The sequence below is a fragment of the Zobellia sp. B3R18 genome, from assembly GCF_018860715.1.
Taxonomy (GTDB): domain Bacteria; phylum Bacteroidota; class Bacteroidia; order Flavobacteriales; family Flavobacteriaceae; genus Zobellia; species Zobellia russellii.
In genome coordinates this window covers 1,928,775-1,942,109 of sequence record NZ_JAHKQG010000011.1, presented here as the reverse complement: position 1 = coordinate 1,942,109, position 13,335 = coordinate 1,928,775, and the positions used below count along the sequence as shown (strand labels likewise).

Sequence of the window (13,335 nt, the reverse complement as noted above, 5' to 3'; positions counted from 1 at the left end):
ACAATTATAATATCAACCCTACCATTTATGAGAATGCCACTGACCCTTGTTGTACTCCTTTTTTCTTTTATAGGACTTTCCCAAAAAAAACAAATACAGTTCTTCCAGACCGATTGGGGCCGACAGATTTCTTGGGATGCCTTTTGCGAAAAAACAAAGGCGGCCGGTTACGACGGTATAGAGACATGGTTTCCTAGGGACGAAAAAAGCCAGAACGAACTAAAAACGGCCCTTGAGAAATACGATTTAAAAGTCGGTTTCTTGAACGGCACCAATAAATCGATTCCTTTTAAGGAAAGTTTAAAGCAATACACCGCGAATTTTAAAACCCTGGTCTCGTGGAACCCTGTGTACATCAATTGCCATACGGGAAGTGATTTTTTCACTTTTGAACAGAACAAGGCCTTTATTGACGCTGCCAACAAAATAGCCAAAGAAAGCAACATTCCTATTTATCATGAAACCCACCGTGGACGATTTAGCTTCAACCTTCCCGACACCAAAAAATACCTTTCTGCCATTCCTGAATTAAAACTGAACTTAGATATCAGCCATTGGATGGTCGTTCACGAGTCGCTTTTACAGAATCAAGATAAAGAGCTCGAAGAAATCGTAAACCGCTCACATCACATCCATGCCCGTGTAGGTCATGCCGAAGGCCCACAAGTAAACGATCCCGAAGCCCCTGAATGGAAGAAAGCGGTAGAGCGCCATATGGACATTTGGGAAAAAGTGATCCGTAAACAATGGGAAGGCAAAGACGTTTTTACGATTACTACCGAATTCGGTCCCGCAGACTATATGCCCACTTTACCCTACACCCAACTACCCGTGGCCGACCAATGGAAGGCCAATGTCTATATGATGAAGTTGCTAAAGGAACGATTCAACATCGATTAAACGATTAGGCATGGATGTTCTGAAACAACTTCTTGGAAGGTTACACCCCCTTGTGGTCCATCTACCGATAGGCTTCATTATGCTAGGGCTCCTTTTGCAAGCATATGACCGTAAAAAGAAAGAATACAACGCGGTATTATCGCTCATTTATCTTTGGGCCGGTATTAGCGCCAGCCTTGCCTGCCTTACCGGTTACTTACAATACCTGGGTGAAGGCTATGCCTTTGACACGGTAAAATGGCATTTGTGGTCGGGCATTGCTACGGCCTTGTTTTCGTTTTTGATGTATGCCCAATTAAAAGGGATCCAAGCGGTTGATTTTTTGTCGAAGCTCCCTATGGTGGGATGGTCCGTTCTCTTCTTTATTTTGGTTTCCTTTACCGGCCACCAAGGGGGGAACATTACCCATGGAGAAGATTATTTGATAGAACCCCTACCAAACTCCATAAAATCGGCCTTAGGCTTTGAAACATTTGAAGAGAAAGAAATCAGTCTCAACGAAACCAATTGGCAAGAGGCCCTCATCTATGAGGATGTCATCAAACCCATATTGAACAACAAATGCGTGAGTTGCCACAACCCGAAAAAAGCCAAGGGCGAACTCTTGTTGAACTCAGAGGAAGGTATTTTGAAAGGAGGCGAGAGCGGGGCCGTAATCGAAGCCTCAAAAGCTTCGGAAAGCGAGCTGTTTACAAGGCTCATACTGCCTATGGATAATGATGACCATATGCCTCCCGAAGGGAAAACACAGCCATCAAAAGAAGAGATAGATCTGGTACGTGCTTGGATAGATGCAGATGCACCTTTTGATAAAACCATAGCCCAATCCGGTCTAGAAAAAACTCTTTTTCTTTCTTTCTTCCCTCAAAAAGAGGATTTTGACCACCCCAACATAGAAATAGCTGCTGTAGCCCAAGAACAGATCAAAGCTATAGAACAGTCTGGTGTACATATTGATCAAATAAGTAATTCTTCTAATTTCTTGAGTGCTTCCTGCATTAATAAACCCGATTTTACAGATGCCGATTTTGAATTGTTACTACCCATTAAGGAACAGATATCCAGACTTGATTTGGGACATACAAAAGTTACCGATGCCATTTGTTCCAAACTGGCTCAATTACCAAACCTGACCATCCTCTCTTTAGACCATACTGCTGTTACCGGAAAGGACTTTCAACTTTTAACTTCATTGGAGCATCTAAAATCCATAAACCTAACAAGCTCGGCCATCAAGGCAAATCAGCTAGCAGTTTTAGACAAACTAAAAAGCTTACAAAAGCTCTATTTGCACGATACGGAAGCTATACCTGAGAACACTTCTTTGAATACTTCAAAAATTACCGTTGTTTTTGGCAATTATCAGCTTCCACCAATAGCATCGGACACTATTGTATATTAATTTTCAAAAGAAAAAGAAAAAGTCTAGTTTTAGGAGCACCAATTCAAAACTATGGAATCCAGTAAAAAAGCGGGACTTTTTTTAGGCCCCATTCTTTTTTTCATTATTCGCTTTTTACCGTTTGACCTGGTCTCCGATAAAGGAGATGCCGTAATTGCCGTTGCCGTTTGGATGGTAGTTTGGTGGATTACCGAAGCGGTTTCCATCTCCGTAACCGCACTACTTCCCTTACTCCTCTTTCCTATATTAAAGATTATGGATATTGGTGAGGTTGGGGCAAATTATGGAAGTCCTATAATTTTCTTGTTCTTTGGTGGTTTTGTTCTGGCCTTGGCTTTGGAAAAAGTGAATCTCCACAAACGCATTGCCCTGAATATTATAAAAATAACGGGTACTACTCCCAACAAAGTTGTCCTTGGCTTTATGATCGCTACGGCGGCATTAAGCATGTGGATCAGTAACACGGCCACTACCGTGGTCATGTTGCCCATTGCCATGTCCGTTATAAATCTTTTGGTGAACGATGCAGACGGGTTTACCAAAAGCGATAGGAATTTTGCCCTTTCGGTGATGTTGGGTATTGCTTTTTCAGCTAACGCAGGAGGTGTTGCCACAGTTATTGGCACCCCACCCAATTCGGTAATGATCGGTCTTCTAGAAAACGAATACAATATAGAAATCTCCTTTTTAAAGTGGATGGTCCTAGGCGTTCCATTCTCCGCCTTAATGATATGGATCAGTTATTTGGTTCTGGTAAAATGGATGTATCCCAATCGAGACCTTGTATTTTCAGCATCAAAAGACGTCATACATAATGAGTTAAGAAAATTAGGCCCAATGAGCGGAAAAGAAAAAATGGTCCTTGCTATTTTTGGTGTTACTGTTTTCCTGTGGATTTTTAGAACGGTCATAAACGGTATTTTCCCTGCCCTTAAATTAAACGACACCATGATCAGTATTATGGCCGCCATTGCTATGTTCGCCATACCCTATAATATGAAAAAGGCAGATTTTATCATTGAGTGGAAAGACACCCAAAAATTGGCTTGGGGCATCTTGATCCTCTTTGGTGGTGGATTGGCATTGGCCAAAGGCATGTCCGTTAGTGGTATTGTAGATATGGTTTCCGCAGCAATTGGAGACAGTAACGTTAGCATACTGTTTACGGCCATACTCCTTATTACCCTCATGCTCTTTATGACCGAGCTTATGAGTAACGTAGCCTTGATTGCTGTACTGGCCCCAGTAGTGGCGGGTATAGCCATTGGTTTGGATATTCCCGTTCTTTATTTGCTGATTCCCGTTACCATAGCCAGTAGTTGCGCCTTTATGCTTCCCATGGCTACCCCGCCCAATGCCATTGTCTTTGCCAGTGGTTATGTAAAAGTGAACGAAATGGCCCGTGTGGGTGTTATCCTTAATATTATTGCTGTTGCCCTATTAGTTTTGATGTTTCAATTTGTAGTGCCTTTACTATTTTAAAATGGGCCAAACATCTGGCCCTGTATCCATATTATCTTAAGGGTAGAGGTCATTACCCGAAAAATCCGGATTTTATGAGAAGTTCGGTCTGCTTGTTCCTTCATTTTGTTATTTTTATCAAATTCGGTATAACAAAAAAATAGCGTTACCACTTATCCACTAATTTAATCGCTCTTGATGAAAAAAATAGTTCTCCCACTACTAGCTTTAGTACTGTTCAGCAGTCATATCATGTATTTGAAATTGGATTCTTATTTTCTAAAACCTAACAAATCTGCAACCATCCAACTGTTTAATGGCACTTTTGACAAGAGTGAAAATGTAATAGACAGAGATCGCATGCTAGATGTTAGCCTGCTAAACAACGGTAAAAGAATTAAAGTAGACGAATCTCAGTGGAGCGAAAAGGATAGCATTACTTTTTTAAACTTCAGAACCGGTGAACCCGGTACTTATGTAGTAGGAGTTTCTACAGCGCCTAGATCTATTGAAATGGATGCCGAGGCATTCAACACCTATTTGGAGCATGAAGGCATACAAGATATGCTAACATGGAGACGAGACAATGATGCTTTAGAAAACGATGCCAATGAGCGGTATTCCAAACATGTAAAAACCATTTTTCAAGTTGGGGACAAACGGACGGATGATTGGCAGAAAGAACTAGGGTACCCCATTGAATTTATACCACTTGATAATCCGTATGAATTGAATACCGGAGACGATTTTAAATTTAAACTGTTATTCAAGGGGAAACCTTTAGCAAACCAACTGGTATACGCCAATTACAAAGGCAATTCGGAAGAACACAGTCATGGAATGGGCGAGAATGCCCATAGCCATACCAGTAATCCTGAAGCCAATACACCAGAAAACAACGAGACAAATCATAGTCACGACCACAACAAGGAAGAAGTCCATAGTCACGAAAAAAAACAAGAAAAACATAGCCACGATCATAAAAAGAAAGAAAGTCATAGCCATGGAAAAGGGGAAGAAACTCATAGCCATGATCATAACACGAAAGAAAATCATAGTCATGGCACAACCCAAGAAACCCATAGCCATGACTCCAAAGAAGAAAACGCCCATAGTCATGATCCAGAGGTGAGCGGCCACACCCACACTTCCGGACAGCAGCTTAGAACCGATTCCCAAGGAATGGCAACCGCTAAACTTACCGCAGATGGAATCTGGTATTTACAGACCATTCATCTAGAAAACCTGGAAGAGGAAGAAATTACACATGAGTCTAACTGGTCCACCCTAACCTTTGAGGTTTCTCATGCGCATGGAGCGGATACACATACCCATGCCCCTGTAGAAGAAGAAATCCCTTCTTACGTTTATTGGGTAGGCAGCTTATTTTTAGTAGCTATATTATTCTTTTGGTTTAACAGAAAACAATAAATGAACCCACTTTTAAAAAAACTTCCGGTAACATTACTATTTCTGCTTACTCCGTTATTATTGGCTGCTCACGGCGTAAGTTCAGAAGACCAACAAATACTCAATAATGGTGGTTTGCTCTCTTACATTTATGTTGGGGCAAAACACATGGTTACCGGGTATGACCACCTTTTGTTTTTAGTGGGGGTAATTTTCTATTTAAGCGGATTAAAAGACATCGTACGCTTTATTACCGTTTTTACCATAGGACATAGTGTAACCCTAATTGGGGCCACCTACTTAGGCATTAAGGCAGATGAACATTTAATAGATGCCGTTATTGCCTTGAGTGTCTTCTACAAAGGATTCGAGAATTTGGGCGGTTTCAAGAAGTACTTAAAATTTGAATCGCCCAACCTTTTATTGATGGTCTTTATTTTTGGGCTTATCCATGGTTTTGGCCTATCAACTAGACTACAGTCTTTTGATGTAGGAAGTTCTCAGTTTCTTGCAAAAATCGTCAGTTTTAATATTGGAGTGGAATTGGGACAGATTTGTGCATTGATTCCCATTGTTTTTATAATCACACAGTGGAAATCCAAAAAGAGTTTTTCCGCTTTTTACAAAGCGGCCAATGTCTACCTCATCATTGCAGGAATAGGCCTATTTATCTATCAGATGTACGGTTATTACTATGGAGGCCACTAAACAACTCATAAACATACACTTGCATATTTCCTAAAGCAACAAAATTAGGAATCGTATATAGGTAAAAAAACAAAACCCCTGATTTCAACAGGGGTTTAGCTAGCTAATTCAAATAATTTACAATGGTTAATTGTTCCTTATATACGGGTCAAACCCGCTAGGTAGATGTTTTTTTGTATCAAAATCTAGAGCAATTTCATCATTCTCGTCAATATAATTGAACCCTTCAACATTTTCAGGGAATGCATACGCATCAAAGCTCTGTGGAAGGTACTTTTCTGTGTTGATGTTTACCTCAGATTCGGCCTCAATAAAACTAATTGCATCTAAATTGACATAGATGTCATTGGCATCAAAATCTTCCGGTAAATAATCCGCAGTATCAAAGCCTAAATCAAAATAGGTATCCTCATCTATATAGTTTATAGAATGAATAACCGTCTCATCTTTTTCGGTCAAAGGGTCAGCTGCAAAAACTCCGTTTGCAAATATAAGACCCAATAGCATACTTATTTTTAAACTCTTCTTGTTCATAACGTTGTAGGTTTGTTTATGAGTCTATATAACGCAGAAACATCTCTTTATTGTTCGTTATATTTTGTGGGAGCTTTCCTAAAAAAGAAGAAATAACCAAATTCGCAATAAGCAAGTTCAAACACTACGAAGTTCGCATTTTAAGGACTCTAAATTTATATTACACACACCTTTTAAAGCTTATTTTTATGGCGATAAATTTTCGTTTTTTTTCCTGACGAACAGTACGTTACATACCGTAAACATAGGTTATCGGGGTTTTTATGCTTTATATCGATTCTTAAAAAAGATTGTCTCAAAAAAGTCACACACACTCCACATCCATTTTCAAACCGGTCCAGAACAAAAAATATCAAAAGTGCTATATTTACGAATATTAGTAAGAATCTCATGTTGGCACTTATCAATTCTATTTCATCACATTAAAACTTCTAATTACAATTTACATGTTCAAAAAAGTTTTCCCCCAATTAGTTTTCTCATTACTCGTTATCAGTTCCTTATCCGCCGAAGCCCAGATTTTCAAAAAGAAAAAAGATGACATTGAAAAGTCGGATAAAAAGGGAGATGACAAAAAAGATAAAATAAAACCATACGGAAAAGTTATAACGAAAGACGCAAAAACCGACAAAGGTCTTTTTGATGTACATATTGTTGATGAAAATCACTTCTACGAAATACCGGATTCCCTTTTCAACAAGGAAATGTTGATGGTGAGCAGGATTTCAAAGACGGCAACAGGCATTGGTTTTGGCGGTGGTAAAATCAACACCCAGGTACTTCGTTGGGAAAGAAAGCCAAAAAAAGTCTTGCTTCGCGTTGTTAGTCATGGTGTTGTTGCCGCAGATTCCTTACCTGTACATGAAGCTGTTGTAAACTCCAATTTTGAACCTGTACTCTATGCCTTTGATATCAAGGCCATTAAAAAGGATACCGTTAACCCGTCTACGGTAATTCAGGTAAACGAACTTTTTGAAAAAGATGCGCAAGCCTTGGGCATGCCAGACTCATACAGAGAAAAGTATAAAGTCTCTCGTTTGGACGAAGCAAGAAGTTATATTGAGTCCATTAAAAGTTATCCTTTAAACGTGGAAGCGCGGCATGTAAAAACGTACTTGGCAAAAAAACCGCCAAGTAACGGCAGTCTTGGTTCTATTTCTATAGAAATAAACAACTCTATGATACTCTTACCTGCCAAACCTATGAGGCGTCGTTATTTTGATGAACGCGTAGGTTGGTTTACAAGCTCTCAAACAGATTATGGTTTAGACGTTCAAAAAAGCAAAACTGTAAAGTACCTAGATCGCTGGCGTTTGGAAGTCAAAGATGAGGACTTGAAAAAATATAAAAATGGCGAACTGGTAGAGCCCAAAAAACAGATTGTATATTATGTAGACAGGGCTACACCAAAAAAATGGTTGCCTTATATAAAACAAGGGATTGAAGATTGGCAGGTTGCTTTTGAAGAAGCCGGTTTTAAAAATGCCATAATTGCAAAGGAGCCACCAACTGTTCTGGAGGACCCAGATTGGTCTCCTGAAGATGTACGTTATTCCGTAGTACGTTACCTAGCCTCTCCCATTCCTAATGCAAACGGCCCACACGTGAGCGACCCACGAAGTGGTGAAATACTGGAATCCGATATTAATTGGTACCATAACGTAATGACCTTATTGCAGAACTGGTTCTTTGTACAAACGGCAGCAATTAATCCTGATGCCAGAAGTACAAAGTTCAAAGATGAGATTATGGGACGGTTAATTCGTTTTGTATCTGCTCATGAGGTAGGTCATACCTTAGGTTTGCCACACAATATGGGCAGTAGCGTTGCATACTCGGTAGATTCTCTTCGCTCGACCTCATTTACTAAAAAATACGGTACGGCTCCATCTATTATGGATTATGCCCGGTTTAACTATGTGGCCCAACCAGAAGATGGAGACGTTGCCCTTATGCCTAATATTGGTATTTACGATAAATATGCCATTAAATGGGGCTACAAACCTGTTCTTGATGTTTCAATAGAAGAAGAAAATAAAATTCTGGACGCTTGGATTTTAGAGCATGCCGGAGATCCCTTGTACCGTTTTGGCCATCAACAAGTAGGTGATATAGTAGATCCAAGCTCCCAAACAGAGGACTTGGGAGACGATGCCATTAAAGCCAGCTTATACGGTATTGAAAACCTAAAGCGGATAGTACCCAACCTAATTACATGGACAAAGGAAGACGGAAAAACCTATGAAGACCTAGATAAATTATACGGACAGGTCATTGCACAGTTCAACCGTTATATGGGGCATGTTTCAAATAATATTGGCGGGGTTTATGAATATCAAAAAACCTATGAACAAGAAGGTGACGTTTACATACCGGTTACCAAGAAACACCAGCAAAATTGTATGGCCTTTTTACAAGACCAACTTTTTGTAACACCGCAATGGCTTATTGACCAGAACATCTTTAACAAGATTCAATACTCAGGTTTTGTGGAAGAAATTAGGGCCATGCAGACCAAAACTTTAGATAATATCCTAAGCTTAGGAAAATTACAACGTTTGGTGGAAAATGAAACCGCCAATAAAGCGGAAGCTTATAGTTTAACAGATATGATGAACCAACTGCGTAACGGCATCTGGTCAGAACTCAATACAGGAAGCGCTATTGACACCTATAGAAGGAACTTACAAAAAGCACACGTTGAACGCTTAAATTATTTGATGACCGCAAAAGACCAAAAGAAACAACCGGATTTTGGGGGCTATCGAAAATCAACGGTGGTGCATACCAGCCAATCGGACATTCGTTCGGTAGCACGTGGTGAGTTACGAAGTATACAACGAATTATCAAAAGCGCTATTAACCGTACCACCGATACCATGAGCAAATATCACTTAGAGGATGTAAACGAGCGTATAGAGCAAATATTAGATCCCAAATGATAAGCAGAGACCATTTTCTAAATAACATATTTAAGACTTCCGATTTTTCCGATGAAGAACTGGCTGCGATTATTCCTAAATTTAAAAAAGTTGCTTTCCCAAAAAACGACTTTATTTTAGAAGAAGGGAAAACCGAAAATCACTATTGGTTTATTGAAAGTGGATTTGCACGTTCTTATGTGGTGAATACTGAAGGCAAAGACATCTCCACAAACTTTTATGCCGTTGGCGATATTGTTATTGATTGGACTTCTTTTTTCCTTAGAAACCCTACTAGAGAGAACATTCAAGCTTTGACTGATTGCGTATGTTGGCAATTAGATTTTGATACTTTTCAGGAACTTTTTCATGGTATACGCAGTTTTAGGGAACAAGGGCGTACTACTTTGGTAAACAGTTATTTCTCATTAAAAGAACAAAGCGTAGCTATGATCGCCGATCAAGCTTCGCAGCGGTATCTGAAGCTCTTAAAGGAAAAACCACATATTGTTCAGAACATTTCGCTTAAACATATTGCTACGTACTTGGGTGTTACGGACACTTCTTTAAGCCGAATTAGAAAAGAGATTTCCAGCGAATAGGTTTTCTTGCCCTATGACAAGTTTTATTTTTTGAAATGCAGGTAGCTTAGCCTCATTGAATTATATAAACCATAAAACTTTGAAACAATGGAAAATCTTCAAGACTTCATGTTGCTATTTCGGATGCAACCAAATGACCAACAGCCCACATCTGACCAAATAAGCGAAATGCAGAAAAAGTGGGGTGCCTTTATTGGTGGCATTGCCGCTCAGGCTAAACTTGTAAGCACTACCCGCTTGGCCTTTGAGGGTGTTTTAATCGATAATAAATTAAACGTTAGCACAGGAATTACCATTGCGGACAACGAAACGCTAAGTGGTAACGTGGTCATTAAAGCCACCACATTTGAAGAGGCTGCCAAAATAGCAAAAGGATGCCCTATTCTTTCTATGGGCGGTTCCGTAGAAGTACGAGGCATAATACCAATGGAAGCTTAAAACACGGCAAAAGATGAAAACAATTTTTGATAACAACACAGTTGCCGAATTGGTTGATAGAATAAATTCTCTGCAAGTTCATAATCAAGCGCAATGGGGCAAAATGAATGCTTACCAAATGCTAAAACATTGTACATTAAGCGAAGAGTTGTTCCATGGAAAAAAAAGCTACAAGCGCTTGTTCATCGGCAAACTGTTTGGCGGCATGGCATTACGCGGCATTGTAAAAGACGAGCAACCGATGAAGAAAAATCAACCTACCCATCCTGAGTTTAAAATTACCGGCACAGGTAACTTTGAAAATGAACGTAAAAAATGGATTGAATTGCTTCAAGCATATGACTCCTTTTCAAACCCTGATTTTGTACATCCATTTTTTGGAAAAATGACCAAGGAGCAGATTGGTGTTTTTGTTTACAAACATACGGACCATCATTTAAGGCAATTTAAAAGCTAGCAGTATGCTACCATTTCTATTTATTGCAACAACCCTTTTGTCCCTAATTCTTTTCTATCAAGGAACAGGAAAGGATAAAAGGGTGCTTGTTTTTAGCATATTTTGGTTACTTAGTATAGGTCTAATTTCATATAATGGATACTTTGAAAACACCCAAGAAAAACCACCTAGGTTCATTTTTGCTGTTATCCCTAGTATAATTGCCTTTATATGGTTTTATAGAACGATTGATTTAAACAGAATTAAGCCTAAGTTTTTAGTGGCTGTTCATGTAGTCCGTATTCCTGTTGAACTCATACTTTTTGAATTGTTCCTTCAAAAGAAAGTTCCTATTCTGATGACTTTTAAAGGGTGGAATTTTGACATTTTAATGGGAATATTGGCCACATTCATTCTTTTTTACATGCTGTACACGAAAAAGAATCCATCTAAATCTTTTATTTTGTCTTGGAATATTTTGGGTCTTCTTTTTCTAACGGCCATTGTCTTGATGGCCGTATTATCGTCTCCATTACCTATACAGTTACTTGCATTTGACCAACCCAATCTAGCAGTCTTACAGTTCCCTTACATCTATCTACCCACTTACATTGTTCCTGTTGTCTTTATATCTCACTTGTTAACTTTAAAAGATACGCTACACGGATAGCGCAAACTTGGCAGCAATTGTTTCAATTTAAAACATTAAAACATAGACGAAATACAGCAAACCTCGCCAAAGTGAATTTCCAAACAACAAAATTGGGCTTGTTGACCACATCCTGAGCTCCCTTTGCAACAACCTGTAAAACTGCTTTCTTCTTTTACTTAACTTGGTATCAGAATCAAAAAATACATACCATGTCTCAAAAACTTAAAAGTTCTCTGTACCTAGCCGGATTCGTAATTGCTTCAGTAATATATTACAATCAAACCAATTCTGACCAGTCTCCCCAGACTGTAGAAATGGCTTCGGCGGACATTGAACAAGTTATGAGTCCTGAGACATTGGATTAAAATACACACACATTGAACGACCTACTATGTGAGGGCGAAGAATTATTTCTTCGCCCTTTTTTTATATCCAAACCCCAGCCTCTCAGATGTTAATTATTACATAAATGGAATATCACTGTTAAACCTTCCACTACTTTTTCACTCTAAGGTGTATAAACAATAAATCAAAAAAGATGAAAAAGATACTTATAGCATTAGTATGTATGGCAGGGTTGACCGCAATGGCGCAAAGAGAAAAAGGTCACCACGATAGAGATGGAATGAAAGATTTGACCGCTGAGCAAATAGCAACTTTACACACAAAAAAAATGACATTGGCCTTGGACCTAACCCCGGACCAACAAGCAAAAATGAAGGCCATTAACTTAGACGAAGCAAAACAGCGAAAGGCAAAACTAGAAGAACGTAAGGCCCAAAGAGAAGAAGGAGAACGCAAAAAACCAACATCTGAAGAGCGTTACGCCATGCAAAATGCCAAATTGGATAGGATGATTGCTCGTAAAGCACAAATGAAAGAGATACTCTCTACCGACCAATTTGAAAAATGGCAAAAAATGAACCATAGAAAAGGAAAGAGACATTCCAAAGAAGGAAGAGAAGGACGCAAAGCAAGAAAGTAGGGGGAAGTTTATTTATACAGTTGGGGCTGCACGCACATGCAGCCCTTTTTTTTGCCCTATACCTAAACGGAGACTTTAGATTTCACTATTTTTAAGCCATGTCCATAAAAACCAATACAGAAGAACTTAAGGGTATTTTTAGTACGGTTTACCAAACTTCCAACCTGAACATCTCAAATTTTGAATTAGAACAGGAAAGTAAAGAGTATAAGGCTTGTAGATTTCAATTGAAAAACCGTACCATTATCTGTAGAGATTCAAAAATTACTCCCAAAAAAGTGGGACAGTTCGTTACTTTTTGGAAGCGAATTGAAAATGGCCCTATTTCCCCGTTTGAAGAGCAAGATACTTTTGATTATTTTATTATTAATGTACAGAAAGGCGATTTGTTGGGGCAATTTGTAATACCGAAAGAAGTACTGATAAAAAAAGGGATTATTTCTACCCAGAAAAAAGAGGGCAAACGGGGTTTTAGGGTATACCCACCATGGGACAAGGCAACAAGCAAACAGGCTACAAAGACCCAAAAATGGCAATTACTTTACTTTCACGAAGCAAAAGACCAACCGGATTTACATAAAATACTCATCCAATATAACGAACTTTAAGCAACTCTAAAATTCAAGTAGTATGAAAAAGATGACATGTAAACAATTGGGCGGTGCCTGTGATGTGGAATTTTCGGCCAATACATTTGAAGAAATTGCCGAACTCAGCAAAAAGCACGGTATGGAAATGTTTCAGAAAAAAGATGGGGCACATCTAAAAGCAATGGAAGAGATGCAAAATCTCATGAAATCTCCTAACGGTATGCAGGATTGGTTCGAAAACAAAAGAAAAGAATTTGCTACAATGCCGGATATTGAATAATCCGGCATTGTAACAA

General features: G+C 39.0%; 15 protein-coding genes. 14 read left to right on the top strand and 1 reads right to left on the bottom strand.

Annotated features, from left to right (window positions below; genetic code table 11):
* Window positions 1–27: 27 nt before the first annotated feature.
* The 5 genes from KO513_RS14610 to KO513_RS14590 all read left to right on the top strand — a co-directional run bounded on the left by KO513_RS14610 (window position 28) and on the right by KO513_RS14590 (window position 5,881).
* A complete protein-coding gene (locus KO513_RS14610; RefSeq protein WP_215913962.1) occupies window positions 28–900 on the top strand; it encodes a sugar phosphate isomerase/epimerase family protein in 873 nt (290 codons plus the stop codon).
* Window positions 901–910: 10 nt separating this feature from the next.
* Window positions 911–2,302, top strand: coding sequence for a c-type cytochrome domain-containing protein (locus KO513_RS14605; protein WP_215913961.1), 1,392 nt, complete (start codon window positions 911–913; stop codon window positions 2,300–2,302).
* Between the two features lie 51 nt (window positions 2,303–2,353).
* Window positions 2,354–3,784 carry an SLC13 family permease gene (locus KO513_RS14600; RefSeq protein ID WP_215438157.1) on the top strand — a complete coding sequence of 477 codons (1,431 nt, stop codon included), beginning with the start codon at window positions 2,354–2,356 and terminating at the stop codon, window positions 3,782–3,784.
* Between the two features lie 177 nt (window positions 3,785–3,961).
* Entirely contained in the window at window positions 3,962–5,194 is a 1,233-nt protein-coding gene (locus tag KO513_RS14595; RefSeq protein WP_215913960.1) for a DUF4198 domain-containing protein, read from the top strand.
* Complete coding sequence (locus tag KO513_RS14590; RefSeq protein WP_215438155.1) at window positions 5,195–5,881, top strand: HupE/UreJ family protein; 687 nt, start codon at window positions 5,195–5,197, stop codon at window positions 5,879–5,881.
* A 126-nt stretch (window positions 5,882–6,007) separates the two neighbouring features.
* Here KO513_RS14590 and KO513_RS14585 read toward each other — a convergent pair whose 3' ends face one another.
* The gene (locus tag KO513_RS14585; protein ID WP_215913959.1) at window positions 6,008–6,415 is read right to left on the bottom strand and encodes a hypothetical protein; all 408 of its coding nucleotides are present in this window, start codon (window positions 6,413–6,415) and stop codon (window positions 6,008–6,010) included.
* Window positions 6,416–6,861: 446 nt separating this feature from the next.
* Between KO513_RS14585 and KO513_RS14580 the strand changes: the two genes are divergently transcribed.
* From KO513_RS14580 to KO513_RS14540, 9 genes are all read left to right on the top strand, one after another.
* Window positions 6,862–9,357 carry a zinc-dependent metalloprotease gene (locus KO513_RS14580; RefSeq protein ID WP_215913958.1) on the top strand — a complete coding sequence of 832 codons (2,496 nt, stop codon included), beginning with the start codon at window positions 6,862–6,864 and terminating at the stop codon, window positions 9,355–9,357.
* On the top strand, window positions 9,354–9,938 hold the full coding sequence (locus tag KO513_RS14575; RefSeq protein WP_252735809.1) for a Crp/Fnr family transcriptional regulator: 585 nt from the start codon (window positions 9,354–9,356) through the stop codon (window positions 9,936–9,938). Before KO513_RS14580 ends, KO513_RS14575 begins: the two co-directional genes overlap by 4 nt.
* A gap of 87 nt (window positions 9,939–10,025) precedes the next feature.
* Entirely contained in the window at window positions 10,026–10,376 is a 351-nt protein-coding gene (locus KO513_RS14570; protein WP_215913957.1) for a YciI family protein, read from the top strand.
* Between the two features lie 13 nt (window positions 10,377–10,389).
* On the top strand, window positions 10,390–10,833 hold the full coding sequence (locus KO513_RS14565) for a DUF1569 domain-containing protein (protein ID WP_215913956.1): 444 nt from the start codon (window positions 10,390–10,392) through the stop codon (window positions 10,831–10,833).
* Between the two features lie 4 nt (window positions 10,834–10,837).
* Complete coding sequence (locus tag KO513_RS14560; RefSeq protein WP_215913955.1) at window positions 10,838–11,482, top strand: hypothetical protein; 645 nt, start codon at window positions 10,838–10,840, stop codon at window positions 11,480–11,482.
* A 191-nt stretch (window positions 11,483–11,673) separates the two neighbouring features.
* Window positions 11,674–11,829 (top strand): hypothetical protein, encoded by a 156-nt coding sequence (locus KO513_RS14555; RefSeq protein ID WP_215913954.1) that lies wholly within the window; start codon window positions 11,674–11,676, stop codon window positions 11,827–11,829.
* Between the two features lie 173 nt (window positions 11,830–12,002).
* Window positions 12,003–12,449, top strand: coding sequence for a hypothetical protein (locus KO513_RS14550; RefSeq protein WP_215913953.1), 447 nt, complete (start codon window positions 12,003–12,005; stop codon window positions 12,447–12,449).
* 98 nt (window positions 12,450–12,547) lie between these two features.
* On the top strand, window positions 12,548–13,057 hold the full coding sequence (locus KO513_RS14545; RefSeq protein WP_215913952.1) for a MepB family protein: 510 nt from the start codon (window positions 12,548–12,550) through the stop codon (window positions 13,055–13,057).
* Between the two features lie 22 nt (window positions 13,058–13,079).
* Window positions 13,080–13,319 carry a DUF1059 domain-containing protein gene (locus tag KO513_RS14540; protein WP_215913951.1) on the top strand — a complete coding sequence of 80 codons (240 nt, stop codon included), beginning with the start codon at window positions 13,080–13,082 and terminating at the stop codon, window positions 13,317–13,319.
* The last annotated feature ends 16 nt before the right edge of the window (window positions 13,320–13,335 follow it).

Excerpts from the sequence above, each read along its gene's own strand:
- KO513_RS14545 (WP_215913952.1), top strand. The coding sequence starts at position 12,548 with ATGTCCATAAAAACCAATACAGAAGAACTTAAGGGTATTTTTAGTACG.
- KO513_RS14570 (WP_215913957.1), top strand. The coding sequence starts at position 10,026 with ATGGAAAATCTTCAAGACTTCATGTTGCTATTTCGGATGCAACCAAAT.
- KO513_RS14540 (WP_215913951.1), top strand. The coding sequence starts at position 13,080 with ATGAAAAAGATGACATGTAAACAATTGGGCGGTGCCTGTGATGTGGAA.
- KO513_RS14610 (WP_215913962.1), top strand. The coding sequence starts at position 28 with ATGAGAATGCCACTGACCCTTGTTGTACTCCTTTTTTCTTTTATAGGA.
- KO513_RS14590 (WP_215438155.1), top strand. The coding sequence starts at position 5,195 with ATGAACCCACTTTTAAAAAAACTTCCGGTAACATTACTATTTCTGCTT.
- KO513_RS14575 (WP_252735809.1), top strand. The coding sequence starts at position 9,354 with ATGATAAGCAGAGACCATTTTCTAAATAACATATTTAAGACTTCCGAT.
- KO513_RS14580 (WP_215913958.1), top strand. The coding sequence starts at position 6,862 with ATGTTCAAAAAAGTTTTCCCCCAATTAGTTTTCTCATTACTCGTTATC.
- KO513_RS14555 (WP_215913954.1), top strand. The coding sequence starts at position 11,674 with ATGTCTCAAAAACTTAAAAGTTCTCTGTACCTAGCCGGATTCGTAATT.
- KO513_RS14595 (WP_215913960.1), top strand. The coding sequence starts at position 3,962 with ATGAAAAAAATAGTTCTCCCACTACTAGCTTTAGTACTGTTCAGCAGT.
- KO513_RS14560 (WP_215913955.1), top strand. The coding sequence starts at position 10,838 with ATGCTACCATTTCTATTTATTGCAACAACCCTTTTGTCCCTAATTCTT.
- KO513_RS14565 (WP_215913956.1), top strand. The coding sequence starts at position 10,390 with ATGAAAACAATTTTTGATAACAACACAGTTGCCGAATTGGTTGATAGA.
- KO513_RS14600 (WP_215438157.1), top strand. The coding sequence starts at position 2,354 with ATGGAATCCAGTAAAAAAGCGGGACTTTTTTTAGGCCCCATTCTTTTT.
- KO513_RS14605 (WP_215913961.1), top strand. The coding sequence starts at position 911 with ATGGATGTTCTGAAACAACTTCTTGGAAGGTTACACCCCCTTGTGGTC.
- KO513_RS14550 (WP_215913953.1), top strand. The coding sequence starts at position 12,003 with ATGAAAAAGATACTTATAGCATTAGTATGTATGGCAGGGTTGACCGCA.
- KO513_RS14585 (WP_215913959.1), bottom strand. The coding sequence starts at position 6,415 with ATGAACAAGAAGAGTTTAAAAATAAGTATGCTATTGGGTCTTATATTT.